Source organism: Streptomyces sp. WG7 (assembly GCF_049975785.1).
In the GTDB taxonomy this organism is placed as follows: Bacteria; Actinomycetota; Actinomycetes; order Streptomycetales; family Streptomycetaceae; genus Streptomyces.
Map to the genome: position 1 here is coordinate 99,276 of NZ_JBNGGE010000002.1, position 13,377 is coordinate 112,652.

The following is a 13,377-nucleotide window of genomic DNA, read 5'->3' on the forward strand; positions in this document are numbered from 1 at the left end:
GTCCTCTGGGTAAACACATAAAGCTTTCGGGCAGGGCGGGGCGCGGCACGGCGCCCCGGGGGTGAGGGGCACCGTGCCGTGCGACAGGCAGAGGGAAGGCAGGCAGGAGGATCGGGGAGCGGTCAGCCGAGGACGGCCAGCGCGTCGATCTCGATGAGGAGTCCGGCGGGCAGACCGACGTAGACGGTCGTGCGCGCGGCGGGCGGCTGGGTGAGGCCCTGCTCCTCGAAGTAGGCGTTGTAGATCTCGTTCATCTCGGCGAAGTGGTCCACGTCCGTGAGGTAGACGCGGATCATCATCACGTCGTCCCAGGAGGCGCCGCCCTCTTCGAGGATCGCCTTGACGTTGGCGAGGGTCTGGAGGGTCTGCTCGCGCAGGGTCGGGCCGGCCGGGGTGGGGGCCTTGCCCTCCTCGTGGGGGAGGAAGCCGACCTGGCCGGCGACCTGGAGGATGTTGCCCTTCCTGACGCCGTGGGAGAACTTCGCCGGCGGGGTGGTGTGGGTCGCGGGGGTGAGGGCGGTCTTGTCGGTCATACCGTGTCCTTCTCGGGGTGGCGCTCGGGGTGCTGCACGGGGGTCCTGCCGGAGTACTCGCCGCTGATGGCGTCCGCCGTACGGCGCACCAGCGGGAGCAGGGTGAGGAGTTCGTCGGCGGTGACGACGACGTTCGGCGCGGAGACCGACATCGCGGCCGTCACCCGGCCGTCGGCGCCCCGGATGGGCGCGGCGACGCAGTTGATGGACTCCTCGTGGCCGCCGAGGTCGGTGGCCCAGCCCTGTTCGCGCACCTTGGCCAGCTCCGCGAGGAAGCCATCGGCGTTCGGTGTCGAACGGGCCGTGTACATGGGGTAGTCGAGTTTCTCGACGACGGCTCGGCGCTCGTTCTCGGGGAGGTCGGCGAGCAGCAGCTTCGCCACCGCCGCGACGGTGATGGCGACCGGCTTGCCGATCCGCGAGTACATGCGGACGGGGTAGCGGCTCTCCACCTTGTCGATGTAGAGCACCTCGTTCTCCTCGTGGACGGCGAGGTGGACGGTGTGTCCGCACTGCTCGTTGAGGCGTACGAGGTGGGGGTGGGCGATCTCGCGGACGTCGAGGTTCTCCATCGCCTCCTGGGCGAGGGCGATGAGGCGGGCGCCGAGGCGGTAGCGCTGGTCGGACTGGCGGTAGACGAAGCCGTGTTCGTGGAGGGTGCGCAGGAGGCGCAGCGCCGTGGACTTGTGGACGCCGAGGCGGTCGGCGACCCGGCCCAGGTCGGCGGGGCCCTCGGCGAGCAGCGGCAGGATGCTCAGCGCGCGGTCGACGGTCTGGCTCATGGTGTGCGTACCTCCTCCTCGGCCCTCGCTTCGGCCTGTGTCCAGCCGGGGCCGAGTCGCAGTCTCCCCCACGCCTCGTCGTCGAGGGCGGCCAGGCGGTCGGCGTGGTCGCGTGCCGGGGGTGTGGCGAGGTCGCCGGGGACGGTGAGGGCGGCGGCGGCCATCAGGTGGCCGTGGCGCAGGCGCTCGCGCACGGGCAGTCCGCGCAGGGTGGCGGAGAGGAACCCGGCGGCGAAGGCGTCGCCCGCGCCGACGGCGGCGACGACGTCGACGGTGAGGGCGGGGACGGAGGTGACGTGGGTGGCCTGGGTGCCGTCGGCGCCGGCGGTCCGGTGGAAGGCGGTGGCGCCGGTCGCGCCCTGTTTGACGACGAGCAGCCCGGGCTCGGGCAGGGCGGCGCGGACGGCTTCGGGGCCGCCGAGCCCCCAGGCCTCGTCCTCGCCGACGAAGACGACGTCGGCGCCGCGCGCGAGTTCCAGGAGGACGCGGGAGCCGTCGGTGTCCCCGCGCCAGAGGCCGGGGCGGTGGTTGACGTCGAAGGAGACGAGGGGCCGGCCGGGGCGGCGGGCGGTGAGTTCGCGCAGCAGGGCGTGGCAGTCGGCGGAGAGCGCGGGGGTGATGCCGGAGAGGTGGAGGACGCGTCCGGAGCGGATCGCGTCGAGGTCCATGTTCCGCACCGACATCGCGGAGGCGGCGGAGCCCGCCCGGTAGTACGCCACCTCGTGCGCGTCGGTGGCCCGGTCGCCGGCGGTGCGGAAGTACACGCCGGTGGGGCGGCCGGGGTCGCGGCGCACGGCGGAGACGTCCACGCCGTAGGCGCCGATCGCCTCGACGAGGTGGTCGCCGAAGCCGTCGGCGCCGACCCGGCTGATCCAGCGGGCGGTGTGCCCGGCGGCGGCGAGTACGCAGGCCACGTTGGACTCGGCGCCGCCGATGGCCCGGTCGAAGGAGGGGACGTCGGCGAGGCGGCCGGGCACGGAGGGGAGGAAGGTGACCATGGACTCGCCGAGCGCGACGACGTCCACGGCGTCGGGGGTGGTGCTGCGGGGTCCGTCGGCGGTCACGATGGTCCTGACTCCTGGTGGCGTCTCGCGGGCGGCGGCTCCGTTGACCCCGCGTTCGCCGAGATGTTAGACAGCAGTAAGCGATATACGCAACGGTCGTTGCAGGTGTTGCAACGCACCTGCGACGCATCAGATCAGGGAGGCTCCATGGCCCTCGACCCCGGCCCCTCACACGGCCGCGAAGCCCTCGCCAAGCTGGCCGAGGAGCACGTCGACCACCGCTTCAAGGGCCTCCCGCCGGACGCGTACGGCCTGACCGTCGCCGAGCTGGCCGGACAGCGCCGCAACCTCTTCACCGGCGGTTTCACCACCCCCGTGCTGGCCCTGTCCGCCGAGCGCCTGGCGCACAACCTGAAGCTCATGGAGACGTACTCCGCCCGGCACGGCCTCGCCTTCGCGCCGCACGGCAAGACCTCCATGGCCCCGCAGCTCTTCCAGCGCCAGATCGAGCACGGCGCCTGGGGCATCACCCTCGCCGTGCCGCACCAGGTGCGGGTGGCGCGGGCCTTCGGCGTCCAGCGGGTCTTCCTGGCCAACGAGCTGGTCGACGCCGCCGCCCTGCGCTGGATCGCCTCGGAGCTGGACGCCGACCCGGACTTCCGCTTCGTCTGCTACGTCGACTCCGTGCGCGGCGTCGGGCTGATGGACGCGGCGCTGACGGAGGCCGGTGCCGCCCGCCCGGTGGACGTCGTGGTCGAGCTGGCCGCCGGTGAGGGCGCCCGGACCGGCGTGCGCACCGAGGCGGAGTGCGCCGCGGTCGCCGACGCGGTGGCCGGGGCGCGGACGCTGCGGCTGGCCGGGGTCGCCGGGTACGAGGGCGAGGTGCCGGACGCCGACCCGGAGAAGGTGCACGCCTGGCTGCGGCGGCTGGTGGCGCTCGCCGCCGGCTTCGACGAGGCCGGGCGGTTCGACGGGCTGGAGGAGATCGTGGTGAGCGCGGGCGGCAGCGCCTGGTTCGACGCGGTCGCCGACGTGTTCGCCGAGGTCCCCGCCCTGTCCCTGCCGGTGCTGAAGCTGCTGCGCTCGGGCGCCTACGTCTCCCACGACGACGGCCACTACCGCGAGCTGACCCCCTTCAACCGGGTCCCCGAGGAGGGCGCCCTGGAGCCCGCCTTCCGCCTGTGGAGCCAGGTCGTCTCCCGCCCCTCCCCCGAGCAGGCCTTCACCAACGCGGGCAAGCGGGACGCGGCCTACGACCTCCACCTGCCCTTCGCCCAGGTCGTCCGCCGCGACGGCGCCGAGCGCCCCGCCACCGGCATCGAGGTGACCGGCCTGTCCGACCAGCACGCCTGGCTGCGCACGACCGGCGAGGCCGACCTGGAGGTGGGCGACTGGCTCGGCACGGGCCTGTCCCACCCCTGCACGTCCTTCGACAAGTGGCAGCTCATCCCGGTCGCCGAGGCGGACGGGACGGTCGTCGACTACATCCGCACGTTCTTCTAGAGAAGCCGGGAGAAGCTGGGCATGGAAGAGCTGGTCATCAGGGACGCGGACGTCGTCGACGGCTCCGGCGCCGACGCGTACCGCGCGGACGTCGTGGTCGACGGCGGCCGGATCGTCTCGATCGTCAAAGAGGCGGCGGCCGCCGGCTGCCAGCGCCCCGAGGCGCGCCGCGAGCTGGACGCCGAGGGCCTGGTCCTGGCCCCCGGCTTCGTCGACATGCACGCCCACAGCGACCTGGCGCTGCTGCGGGACCCCGACCACAGCGCCAAGGCCGCGCAGGGCGTCACCCTGGAGGTCGTCGGCCAGGACGGGCTGTCGTACGCGCCGGTCGACGACCGCACCCTCGGCGAGGTGCGCCGCGCCATCGCCGGGTGGAACGGCCCCGGCGACGACATCGACTTCGACTGGCGGTCGGTCGGCGAGTACCTGGACCGGCTCGACGCGGGCATCGCGGTCAACGCCGCCTATCTGATCCCGCAGGGCACGGTGCGCGCCCTCGCGGTCGGCTGGGACGACCGGGAGGCGACCGACGCCGAGCTGGAGCACATGCGGCGGCTGGTCGCCGAGGGCATGGAGCAGGGCGCGGTCGGCATGTCGTCCGGGCTGACGTACACGCCGGGCATGTACGCGAAGGACGCCGAGCTGACCGAGCTGTGCCGGGTGGTGGCGTCGTACGGCGGCTACTACTGCCCGCACCACCGCTCGTACGGGGCCGGGGCGCTGCGCGCGTACGAGGAGATGATCGAGCTGACCCGGGAGGCGGACTGCCCGCTGCACCTGGCGCACGCCACCATGAACTTCGGGGTCAACAAGGGCCGGGCGCCCGAGCTGCTGACGCTCCTCGACGGCGCGCTGGCGGCCGGCGCCGACATCACCCTCGACACCTACCCCTACACCCCCGGCTGCACCACCCTCGTGGCGCTGCTGCCGAGCTGGGCGAGCGAGGGCGGCCCCGAGCGGATCCTCGGGCGGCTCGCGGACGACGACACGGCCGAACGCATCCGGCACCACATGGAGGAGACCGGCTCCGACGGCTGCCACGGCGTGCCCGTGGAGTGGGAGACGATCGAGATCTCCGGCGTGACCGAGCCGGCCCTCGCCGAGTACGTCGGCCGTACGGTCCTGGAGTCGGCGCGGCTGCGCGGCGAGACCCCGTGGACGGTCGCCCGCCGCCTCCTGCTGACCGACCGGCTGGCGCCGACCATCCTCCAGCACGTCGGCCACGAGGAGAACGTCCGCGCGATCATGCGGCACCGCGTCCACACCGGCGGCTCGGACGGCATCCTCCAGGGCAGCAAGCCGCACCCGCGCGCCTACGGCACCTTCCCGCACTACCTGGGCCACTACGTGCGCGAGCTGGGCGTGCTGTCGCTGGAGGAGTGCGTCGCCCACCTCACCTCGCGCCCGGCGGCCCGGCTGCGGCTGCCGGACCGGGGGCTGGTCCGCGAGGGGTACCGGGCCGACCTGGTGCTCTTCGACCCGGCGACGGTCGCCGCGGGCAGCACGTACGAGGACCCGCGGCGGCTGCCGACGGGTATCCCGTACGTGCTGGTCGACGGGCGCTTCGTGATGGAGGACGGACGGCGGACGGACGTACTGGCGGGGCGGTCGGTCCGCAGGACGCCCCGCTGACCGACCGCCCCGGCCCGCCCGGGCCGTAACGGTCCGGGCGGGCCCGTCCCGTTACGGCTTGGGCACGGCGCAGCCGCTCGCCCCGAGGTCGAGCTTGTTGTCCACGCCGAAGCAGGCGGGGAACAGGTAGGTCTGCTGGGCGTAGTTGATGCCCTGGCGGACGGTGACCCGGCCGTTCTCGTCGACCTCGCACGGGTTGTTGACCGTGCAGCGCTCGCCGCTCTCGTTGCCGGTGTTGTTGACGGCGACCACCGCGCCGGTGGCGCTGTCGACGACCGGTGAGCCGGAGGTGCCGCCGATGGTGTTGCAGGCGGAGGTGTAACGGACCGAGTCCTTCCAGGTCCAGTCGCCCTCCTTCATGCGGTACGCGAACCCGTCGACGGAGCAGTTGTATATCCGCTTCCAGTAGCCGGAGACCACGCTGATGGCCGTGCCGGCCGTCGGCCGGGTCCCGCTCAGCGTCAGCGCGTCGATCCCGTAGGAGCTCTTGATCTGCGCGTACGTCGTGCGGAGCCGGTAGACCGCCGCGTCCGTGTCGGTCATGGTCGCGTACACGAGCCGGTCGGCGCGCAGGGTGGCGACCCTGGTCCCGGAGGCGTTCAGCAGCCCGAAGGTGCGGCTGGACGCCCGGTCGACGAGGACCTGGCCGGGCGCCGGGAAGCCGCTCTCCAGGCAGTGCCCGTTGGTGAGCACCAGCGCCGGGTCGTCGGCCGCCGAGTCGGGCATGCGGACGACGGAACCGGAGCAGTTGCTGAGCGAGACGGTGCCGGCGAAGTCCACCGCGCCGGCCCTGGGCGCGGTGAGGCCGGACAGGGTGTCCGCCGCGGCACCGACCACGCCGTTGACGGCGTCCGTCAACGTGGCCGGGCCCGCGCCCGTGGTCGTGTCCGCGCCCGTGGGGGCGGGCGCGGCGGCGACCGCGGGTGCCGCGCCCGCCCCGGCCAGGGCCAGGGCGCAGAGCGCGACGACGAGAGGTTTTCTCATGGGGGTCCCCTCTTGCGACGTCGGGCGGCCGGAAACCCTCCGGCCGCCCTGGGATTGTCATGCGCATTGTCATCATGCGGACGACGAGGGGGCAAGGTCCGTTTGCGACGACCGGCGCCACCGTGGGGGCACGGACCACCGGCGCCGGACACAGGCGCCCGGACGGCCCGCCGCGGACACCGTGCGCGGCACCGCACTCCCGGGCCCGGACGACCGCCGCACCCGCGCCCACCTGGGACGTTCCCGGCCCGACCCGCGGCCCGGCCGGTCGCCGACGCCTCCCGGACCAGGGTCGCCCGTCCCCGTGGAGGCGGCGGGGGGCGCCGTGGGGAGGGCCGGTGTGGAGGTGATGGAGACACCGCCCGAGGGCGCGGACGACGGCCCGTCGGCCGGATCCGCACCGTCCGGCACGCCGTTCACCCCGTCGGCGCACGGAGACGACTACGGAGACGGCTACGGAGACGGCTACGGAGACGGCCCCGACAGGGCCGCGCACCGGGGAACACGAGGGGCGCCCGGGCCGACGCGCGCACCCACCCATCCGGAGCGACGCGTTCCACGTGGCGGACGACACGGCCCGCGGGGCGATACCGGGCCGTAAGCTCCCAGGCATGCAGGTGATCCAGTCGACCAAGCTCGCCAACGTCTGTTACGAGATCCGGGGCCCGGTGCTCGAGGAGGCGATGCGGCTGGAAGCGGCCGGTCACCGGATCCTCAAGCTGAACACCGGCAACCCGGCGGCGTTCGGCTTCGAGTGCCCGCCCGAGATCCTGGAGGACATCCTCCGCAACGCCTCGACGGCGCACGGCTACGGCGACGCGAAGGGCCTGCTGGCCGCCCGCCGCGCCGTGGTCATGCACAACCAGACCCTCGGCATCGAGACCGACGTCGAGCACGTCTACATCGGCAACGGCGTGTCCGAGCTGATCGTGATGGCGATGCAGGGCCTGCTGGACGACGGCGACGAGGTGCTCGTCCCCGCGCCCGACTACCCCCTGTGGACGGCGGCCGTCGCGCTCTCCGGCGGTACGGCGGTGCACTACCGCTGCGACGAGCAGTCCGACTGGATGCCGGACCTCGCCGACGTGGAACGCAAGGTCACCGACCGCACCAAGGCGATCGTCGTCATCAACCCGAACAACCCGACCGGCGCGGTCTACGACGAGGCGGTCGTCAAGGGCCTGACGGACATCGCCCGCCGGCACAACCTGCTGGTCTGCTCGGACGAGATCTACGACAAGATCCTCTACGACGACGCCCGGCACGTCCCCACCGCCTCCGTCGCGCCCGACCTGCTCACCCTCACCTTCAACGGCATGTCGAAGGCGTACCGGGTGGCCGGCTACCGGGTGGGCTGGATGTCGATCTCGGGGCCGCGCGCCCACGCCGACTCCTACATCGAGGGCCTGACGACCCTGGCGAACATGCGCCTGTGCGCCAACATGCCGGGCCAGCACGGAGTGGTCGCGGCGCTCAGCGGACGCCAGACGATCAACGACCTGGTCCTCCCCGGCGGCCGGCTGCGCGAGCAGCGGGACGCGGCGTACGAGCTGCTGACCCAGATCCCGGGCGTGAGCTGCGTGAAGCCGAAGGGGGCGCTGTACCTCTTCCCGCGCCTGGACCCCGACGTCTTCAAGATCAAGGACGACCGGCGGATGGTCCTGGACCTGCTGCGCCGCGAGAAGATCATGGTCGTCCAGGGCACCGGCTTCAACTGGCCCGAACCCGACCACTTCCGGGTCGTCACGCTCCCCTCGGTCACCGATCTGCGGGACGCGGTGGGCCGTATCGGCCGGTTCCTGGACGGTTACGGGCAGCCCTGAGACCTGCCTTTTCGTCAACGAATCAACTTTAGACAGAATCTAAGCTAGGATGGATTCCTGTTAGCACCCAGGAGGCCATCCATGTACGAACCGATCCGTGCCAAGTCGGTCCACAGCACGATGGCCGGCACCCCCCACGACTTCCCCCACCGCTCCCGTGAGGAAGAGCTGGACATCCAGCTCGCGGGCCATCTCGCCGCACTGCTCACCGTCACCGACGAGCTGCGCGCGACGGCACCCTCGGCCGATCTGGACGCCGCGGCCGAGCGGCTCGCCGAGCAGGTGACCCGCCTGCGGGGAGGACGTACGCCGGCCCGCGCGTCGGCGACCGCGAAGGGCCGCACGCCGAACGCGGCGGCCCTGCACCGGCGGGCGCACTCGCGCGCCGGCCGCGCCCTGGTCGTCGCCGCCTCCCGCGCCGACACGTCGGCCGCGATCCTCGCCGCCGAACGGATGGACGCGCACACCGCGGCCCTGCAGCCGCCCACCCTCGCGTCCCACTGAGCCCACCCGGGCTCCCTCGAACGGCCCCGGTCCGCGTGCACCCGCAGCGACGCGCGGACCGGGCGCCACACACCCCACACCCGCGGGCGGGGTACCCAGGGCGCGCTGCCCCGGGTACCCCGCCCGCGGGTGCGCGTGGTCAGCGGGTGACGCGGACCGTCGCCGACGCGGTGGACCCCTCGTGCAGGTCGTCGCCGGGCCAGCTGACCGTGTAGGTCGTGTCCCGGCGGGTGCGCGGCAGGTCGTCGATCGCGAAGGTGCCGTCGGCGGCGGCCGTCACCGACGACAGGGTGCCGGTGCCGAGCCGGTCGGTGCGCTCCACCTTCAGTACGGCCCGCTCGGGCAGCGCCCTCCCCTGCGCGGTGAACGTGCCGGTGATGTGGACGCCGGTACCCTTCGACGCCTCCGCCGGGGCGGTGAGCGCGATCGAGCTGGCCGCCCTGCCGACGGACACCGTGCGGGTGACGTCGGTGGCCGGACGACGGGTGAGGTCGCCGAGGAACGACACGGTGTACGTGGCGTCGCCGAGCAGGTCCGGCTCGTCGAGGACGGTGAAGGTGCCGTCCGCCTTGACGGACGCGGTGCCCAGCTCGTGGGTGCCGCCCGCGTCGGTGCGGGTCGCCGTGACCTTCAGCGGCTCGGCGGGGGCGGGGCCGTCCAGCTCCAGCTTCCCGCGCACCGCCAGCGCCTCACCCACGACCGCCCCGGCGGGGCTGTGGGTCAGCCCGCCGGTGAAGCGGGTGTCGTACTGGACGGCCGGCGGCTGGACGACGTGCAGCCAGTACTGGTTACCGGCGGTGTTGGTGGTGACCGCGAACAGCCGGGAGCCGTCGGCGGACCACTCCAGTCCGCGCGGCGCCACCCGGTCACCGTCGAGGCTGCCCTCGAAGGCGAACTCCAGCGGAGCGGTCGCGTCACCCGGGTCGGCGGGCGAGAGCAGCAGGTCGGGCGTGGCCCCGGAGGCCGAGGCGCCGCGCGCGAGGTACTTCCCGTCGCCGCTGAAGGCGACGGCGGAGGCGGAGGCACCGGACGGCAGCGCCGGATAGCCGGCCGCGGCGTCGGACAGGTCGGCGGTGTTCAGCAGCCGGGTCCCGGCGGCGGCGTCCGCGACGGCGACCTTGGTGCCGTCCGCGGAGAACGCCATGTCCTTGAGGTCCAGGGCGCCCTTGCCCTCGCCGTCGGCGAAGCGGCGGCCGGCCGTGCGCACCAGGGTCGTCCCGCTCGCGTCGAACACCGCGACGAACGGGTCGGCGGCCTTGGCGTTCGCGGGCTGGCCCATCATCAGCCGGTCACCGGGGCCCGCCTCGAGCTGGAGCTTGCCGTGGTCCTGCCATCCGCTGCGCTGCCAGGTGTTGTCGGGCTGGGTGTAGTCCAGGTACGTGAGCGCCGTGTCGCACTCCGAGGTGTAACCGGCGTACGGCGCGGTGTGGTACGCCCTGCCGCCCGCGAAGGCGAGGCTGCGCCCGCAGATGTCGGTGCCCGCCGTCCCGCCGGCGAGCGGCTGGTACGTGGTGGTGTCGTACCGCAGGATCGCGTCCCTGCCACCGGCGTAGAGCACGCTGCCGTCGTCGTTCAGCGCGAGTCCGGAGACGTGGCGCTGGGTGGTGATGGTGGTGACGCGCTCGCCGGAGAAGTCGTAGACGGCGATGAGTCCGCTGTAGGACGAGTTCCCCGTGTGGCTGTCGGCGACGTACACGCGCTGGTGCGCGGAGTCGACCGTCAGCGCCGAGAACGAGGAGATCGGCAGCTTGGCCACGAGGTCGGAGGCCGCCGCGTGCGCGGCGGGTGCGGCGGCGACGGTCAGGCCGCCGGCGGCGAGCGCGACGGTGAGCAGCGCGGCCGTGAGACGGCCGGTGCGTCTGGTACCTCGAACAGTATTCAACTGTGCCCCCCACAGGCTGTGTTGGCGACCCGCGCGGAAGGCCGTCCTCACCCGCGAAACGGGGGAACAGCCGTTCGGGTCGTACAAGATCGGGAGCGTACACCGGCACACCGCGCATCGCGGCGGGTTTCCGGCGGCGTGGCGCCGCGCCTCCACCCCGGCCGGACACCCGAAGCGCACGGCGGAGCCGGCGTTCGTCCGCCAGGTGCCGGGGGACCGGGAGTTCGCCGTCCGCCCCGGGGCTCCGGTGCTCGACGGCAGGAACGTCACTGCTCCCGGGCGTTCCTCCGAGTCGCTGACCTCTTGTGTCGCGGGGCGGTCGGGTGACACCGTGCAGCGCGACAGGAGAGGCATGCGATCACCAGATGTACCGCGCGGTGGCGGGGGTGCGGGCGAGCACGACGAGTTCGACGCCTTCTACGCCGAGAGCGTCGGCAGGCTCATCGGCCAGCTGTACGCGATGACGGGCGACCTCGCCGAGGCCCAGGACGTGGTCCAGGAGGCCTTCGCCCGGGCCTGGGAACGCCGGGCCGAGCTGGACCTGAACGGCGCCCCCGAGGCGTGGGTGCGCACGGTGGCCTGGCGGCTGGCGGTCAGCCGGTGGCGGCGGGTGCGCACCGCGCTGGCCTTCGCCCGGCGGCAGGGCCCGCCCGCCACCGCCCCGCCACCGGAACCGCACCACGTGGTGCTGGTTCAGGCACTGCGGCGGATCCCGGAGGCTCAGCGACGGGCCGTGGTGCTGCACCATCTGTGTGACCTGACGGTGGAACAGGTGGCCGCCGAGGTCGACTCCCCGGTCGGTACGGTCAAGGTGCACCTGAGCCGGGGGCGCGCGGCGCTGGCACGGCTGCTGGCCGACACCGATCTGGATCCCCGGACGAGCCGCCTGTCGGAGGGACGTCATGGCTGACGAAACGAGGCTGGGGGATTACCTGGCCGACCTCGCCGAGTCGGGCCGACGGCACACGGACCCGCTCGCCGCGGAGCGGATCCGGGCGCGCGGTGAACAGCGCCTGCGCCGCAAGCGGGCCGCCCTGGCGTCGGGCGGCGCGCTGCTGGCCGCGGCTGTGGTCCTGGGCGGTGTGTCGCTGACCCGGGCCACTCGGGGACCCGAGCCGCCCGCCGCCGTCCCGGCGCCGACCGCTTCGCAGTTCGTGCCGCCGGCACCCGCCCCGGGTGAGGAGTACACCAGCGAGCTGGGCTATGTGTACGGCGCGGTGGCGCAGGGCGACACGGTGCGGGTCACCGTCGAGCGGCTGCGTGACGTGCGGGGAACCGCGACACCGGGTGGTGGGGTGCACACGCTGACCCTGCCGCGCACGACGCTGGTCGAAGCACGGCGGCTGGCCGGCGGGAACCCCGCGGACGTGGAACTGGGCGAACTCGTGGACCGACTGGCCGCCGGACCCCGGTGGGTGTTCGCGATCGACTACGACGGCGAGGGCCGCGTGCGGTCGCTGCGGGAGGCGTACTGGCTCGCGGAGTGAGTCCGCGTGGGGGGGCTGGGGCGGGCGGCATCAAAAATAAATCGCCTCGGGGTGTAACCGTGGGGGTGGGGTGCCACGTAGAGACTGCGTATCCAGAACACACGTGATCTCTCGGGGGACTTGACCATGCGCCTCGCACACCGCCGGCCCGCCCTGCGCTGCCTCACCGCTCTCACCTTCGGCCTTGTGGTTCTGACCGGGTGCGGTGGTGAGGGCGACGGGCAGGCGGCCACCAGCGCCACCACCGCACCCGCCACATCGGCGACGCCTTCCGCTTCCGCGGTGGCCGGGGAGAAGCCCCCGGCCACCGCGCCGGACGGTACGGCGTCGGCGTCGGCCGGTGCTGTCTCCTGGTCCGGCACCAAGAAGTTCGTCCAGATCGACGGCGCCCGGTCCAGCGACGGGCGGACGTACGTGTCGGTGCGGCCCGCCCAGAAGAAGGTCCACCCCAAGTTCGAGGCCTGGGTGATCACCCCGGGCAAGGGGCCCTACACGGAGGTACCCCTGGCCGAGAACGCCCAGGTGCTGCTGTCGGTCCCGCTCGGCGACGAGACGCGTGCCGCGTCGTACTCCCAGGCCGAGTTCGTCAGCCGGCTGACGGCGAAGTCGCCCTCGGCCCGCTCGGCCATCGGGTACGACCTGAGCTTCGACGGCCAGGGGCAGGTCACCAGGCTGCAGTCGCTGCCCATGCCCTGAACAGCGGATTTCACCAACCGAAGGGAAGACCATGCAGATCATCAATCGCCGTCGCCTCGCCGCACTGGCCACCACAGGAGCCACCCTCTCGGCCACGCTCGGAGCGGCGGTGGTCGCGGCCCCCGCCGCATCGGCTCACGGCAGCTACCGGCACTGCACGACCTCAGCGTCGCTGTTCGCGGCCAACAACCCGGACTTCAGGGTGGCGATCCCCCTCGGGTACAGCGGGAGCCAGAAAACCGCCACGTGCTACCTCACCAACGGTGACTCGGGCAAGGGCGTGACGGTCCTCCAAAGAGCCCTGAACAAGTGCTACTCGGCGGGCCTGGTGGTCGACGGCGTCTTCGGCGACCGGACGGAGGCCGCGCTGCGCGGAGCGCAGAGGGCCACCGGTGCGACCGTCGACGGCGAGTACGGCCCCAACACGCTGAAGCACATCGGCTGGCCGACCTACCGCCAGAGCACGGGGCAGTTCGTGCACTGCTACAAGTGGTCCAACATCCAGTGGGTGATGATCTGACCCTGCCCGTTCGGCCAGTGCCCGGGT

At 73.1% G+C, this 13,377-nt stretch carries 13 protein-coding genes; 8 read left to right on the forward strand and 5 right to left on the reverse strand.

Annotated elements, in window-relative coordinates; translation table 11 throughout:
• Nucleotides 1-122 precede the first annotated feature (122 nt).
• From ACP4J0_RS02850 to ACP4J0_RS02860, 3 genes are read right to left on the reverse strand one after another with little or no spacing between them, the layout of a single operon-like run.
• Complete coding sequence (locus ACP4J0_RS02850; RefSeq protein WP_121748914.1) at nt 123-533, reverse strand: RidA family protein; 411 nt, start codon at nt 531-533, stop codon at nt 123-125.
• The gene (locus ACP4J0_RS02855; protein WP_426597007.1) at nt 530-1,315 is read right to left on the reverse strand and encodes an IclR family transcriptional regulator; all 786 of its coding nucleotides are present in this window, start codon (nt 1,313-1,315) and stop codon (nt 530-532) included. Before ACP4J0_RS02855 ends, ACP4J0_RS02850 begins: the two co-directional genes overlap by 4 nt.
• Nucleotides 1,312-2,379: a sugar kinase gene (locus tag ACP4J0_RS02860; protein ID WP_426597008.1), complete on the reverse strand. Its 1,068-nt coding sequence runs from the start codon at nt 2,377-2,379 to the stop codon at nt 1,312-1,314. Before ACP4J0_RS02860 ends, ACP4J0_RS02855 begins: the two co-directional genes overlap by 4 nt.
• A 147-nt stretch (nt 2,380-2,526) precedes the next feature.
• Here ACP4J0_RS02860 and ACP4J0_RS02865 point away from each other — a divergent pair, with 147 nt between their 5' ends.
• Both ACP4J0_RS02865 and ACP4J0_RS02870 read left to right on the forward strand, forming a co-directional pair.
• Complete coding sequence (locus ACP4J0_RS02865) at nt 2,527-3,822, forward strand: amino acid deaminase (protein WP_426597009.1); 1,296 nt, start codon at nt 2,527-2,529, stop codon at nt 3,820-3,822.
• Between the two features lie 21 nt (nt 3,823-3,843).
• Nucleotides 3,844-5,454, forward strand: coding sequence for an N-acyl-D-amino-acid deacylase family protein (locus ACP4J0_RS02870; protein WP_426597010.1), 1,611 nt, complete (start codon nt 3,844-3,846; stop codon nt 5,452-5,454).
• Between the two features lie 51 nt (nt 5,455-5,505).
• On the opposite strand, the gene ACP4J0_RS02875 is transcribed toward ACP4J0_RS02870, so the two are convergent.
• Nucleotides 5,506-6,438 carry a S1 family peptidase gene (locus tag ACP4J0_RS02875; RefSeq protein ID WP_426597011.1) on the reverse strand — a complete coding sequence of 311 codons (933 nt, stop codon included), beginning with the start codon at nt 6,436-6,438 and terminating at the stop codon, nt 5,506-5,508.
• 611 nt (nt 6,439-7,049) lie between these two features.
• Between ACP4J0_RS02875 and ACP4J0_RS02880 the strand changes: the two genes are divergently transcribed.
• Together ACP4J0_RS02880 and ACP4J0_RS02885 are read left to right on the forward strand one after the other, a co-directional pair.
• Nucleotides 7,050-8,261: a pyridoxal phosphate-dependent aminotransferase gene (locus ACP4J0_RS02880; RefSeq protein WP_426523796.1), complete on the forward strand. Its 1,212-nt coding sequence runs from the start codon at nt 7,050-7,052 to the stop codon at nt 8,259-8,261.
• 81 nt (nt 8,262-8,342) lie between these two features.
• Entirely contained in the window at nt 8,343-8,765 is a 423-nt protein-coding gene (locus ACP4J0_RS02885; protein WP_426597012.1) for a hypothetical protein, read from the forward strand.
• A 139-nt stretch (nt 8,766-8,904) separates the two neighbouring features.
• Here the strand turns inward: ACP4J0_RS02885 and ACP4J0_RS02890 are convergent, their stop codons facing one another.
• On the reverse strand, nt 8,905-10,647 hold the full coding sequence (locus ACP4J0_RS02890; RefSeq protein ID WP_426597013.1) for an Ig-like domain repeat protein: 1,743 nt from the start codon (nt 10,645-10,647) through the stop codon (nt 8,905-8,907).
• A gap of 352 nt (nt 10,648-10,999) precedes the next feature.
• On the opposite strand from ACP4J0_RS02890, the gene ACP4J0_RS02895 reads away from it, so the two are divergent.
• The 4 genes from ACP4J0_RS02895 (at nt 11,000) to ACP4J0_RS02910 (ending at nt 13,350) form a co-directional block, all read left to right on the forward strand.
• A complete protein-coding gene (locus ACP4J0_RS02895; RefSeq protein WP_426597014.1) occupies nt 11,000-11,557 on the forward strand; it encodes a SigE family RNA polymerase sigma factor in 558 nt (185 codons plus the stop codon).
• Nucleotides 11,550-12,134 carry a hypothetical protein gene (locus tag ACP4J0_RS02900; protein ID WP_426597015.1) on the forward strand — a complete coding sequence of 195 codons (585 nt, stop codon included), beginning with the start codon at nt 11,550-11,552 and terminating at the stop codon, nt 12,132-12,134. Before ACP4J0_RS02895 ends, ACP4J0_RS02900 begins: the two co-directional genes overlap by 8 nt.
• Before the next feature lie 126 nt (nt 12,135-12,260).
• The gene (locus ACP4J0_RS02905) at nt 12,261-12,830 is read left to right on the forward strand and encodes a hypothetical protein (protein ID WP_426597016.1); all 570 of its coding nucleotides are present in this window, start codon (nt 12,261-12,263) and stop codon (nt 12,828-12,830) included.
• Nucleotides 12,831-12,861: 31 nt separating this feature from the next.
• Nucleotides 12,862-13,350: a peptidoglycan-binding domain-containing protein gene (locus ACP4J0_RS02910; RefSeq protein WP_426597017.1), complete on the forward strand. Its 489-nt coding sequence runs from the start codon at nt 12,862-12,864 to the stop codon at nt 13,348-13,350.
• The last annotated feature ends 27 nt before the right edge of the window (nt 13,351-13,377 follow it).

Excerpts from the sequence above, each read along its gene's own strand:
- ACP4J0_RS02850 (WP_121748914.1), bottom strand. The coding sequence starts at position 533 with ATGACCGACAAGACCGCCCTCACCCCCGCGACCCACACCACCCCGCCG.
- ACP4J0_RS02855 (WP_426597007.1), bottom strand. The coding sequence starts at position 1,315 with ATGAGCCAGACCGTCGACCGCGCGCTGAGCATCCTGCCGCTGCTCGCC.
- ACP4J0_RS02865 (WP_426597009.1), top strand. The coding sequence starts at position 2,527 with ATGGCCCTCGACCCCGGCCCCTCACACGGCCGCGAAGCCCTCGCCAAG.
- ACP4J0_RS02870 (WP_426597010.1), top strand. The coding sequence starts at position 3,844 with ATGGAAGAGCTGGTCATCAGGGACGCGGACGTCGTCGACGGCTCCGGC.
- ACP4J0_RS02875 (WP_426597011.1), bottom strand. The coding sequence starts at position 6,438 with ATGAGAAAACCTCTCGTCGTCGCGCTCTGCGCCCTGGCCCTGGCCGGG.
- ACP4J0_RS02880 (WP_426523796.1), top strand. The coding sequence starts at position 7,050 with ATGCAGGTGATCCAGTCGACCAAGCTCGCCAACGTCTGTTACGAGATC.
- ACP4J0_RS02885 (WP_426597012.1), top strand. The coding sequence starts at position 8,343 with ATGTACGAACCGATCCGTGCCAAGTCGGTCCACAGCACGATGGCCGGC.
- ACP4J0_RS02895 (WP_426597014.1), top strand. The coding sequence starts at position 11,000 with ATGCGATCACCAGATGTACCGCGCGGTGGCGGGGGTGCGGGCGAGCAC.
- ACP4J0_RS02900 (WP_426597015.1), top strand. The coding sequence starts at position 11,550 with ATGGCTGACGAAACGAGGCTGGGGGATTACCTGGCCGACCTCGCCGAG.
- ACP4J0_RS02905 (WP_426597016.1), top strand. The coding sequence starts at position 12,261 with ATGCGCCTCGCACACCGCCGGCCCGCCCTGCGCTGCCTCACCGCTCTC.
- ACP4J0_RS02910 (WP_426597017.1), top strand. The coding sequence starts at position 12,862 with ATGCAGATCATCAATCGCCGTCGCCTCGCCGCACTGGCCACCACAGGA.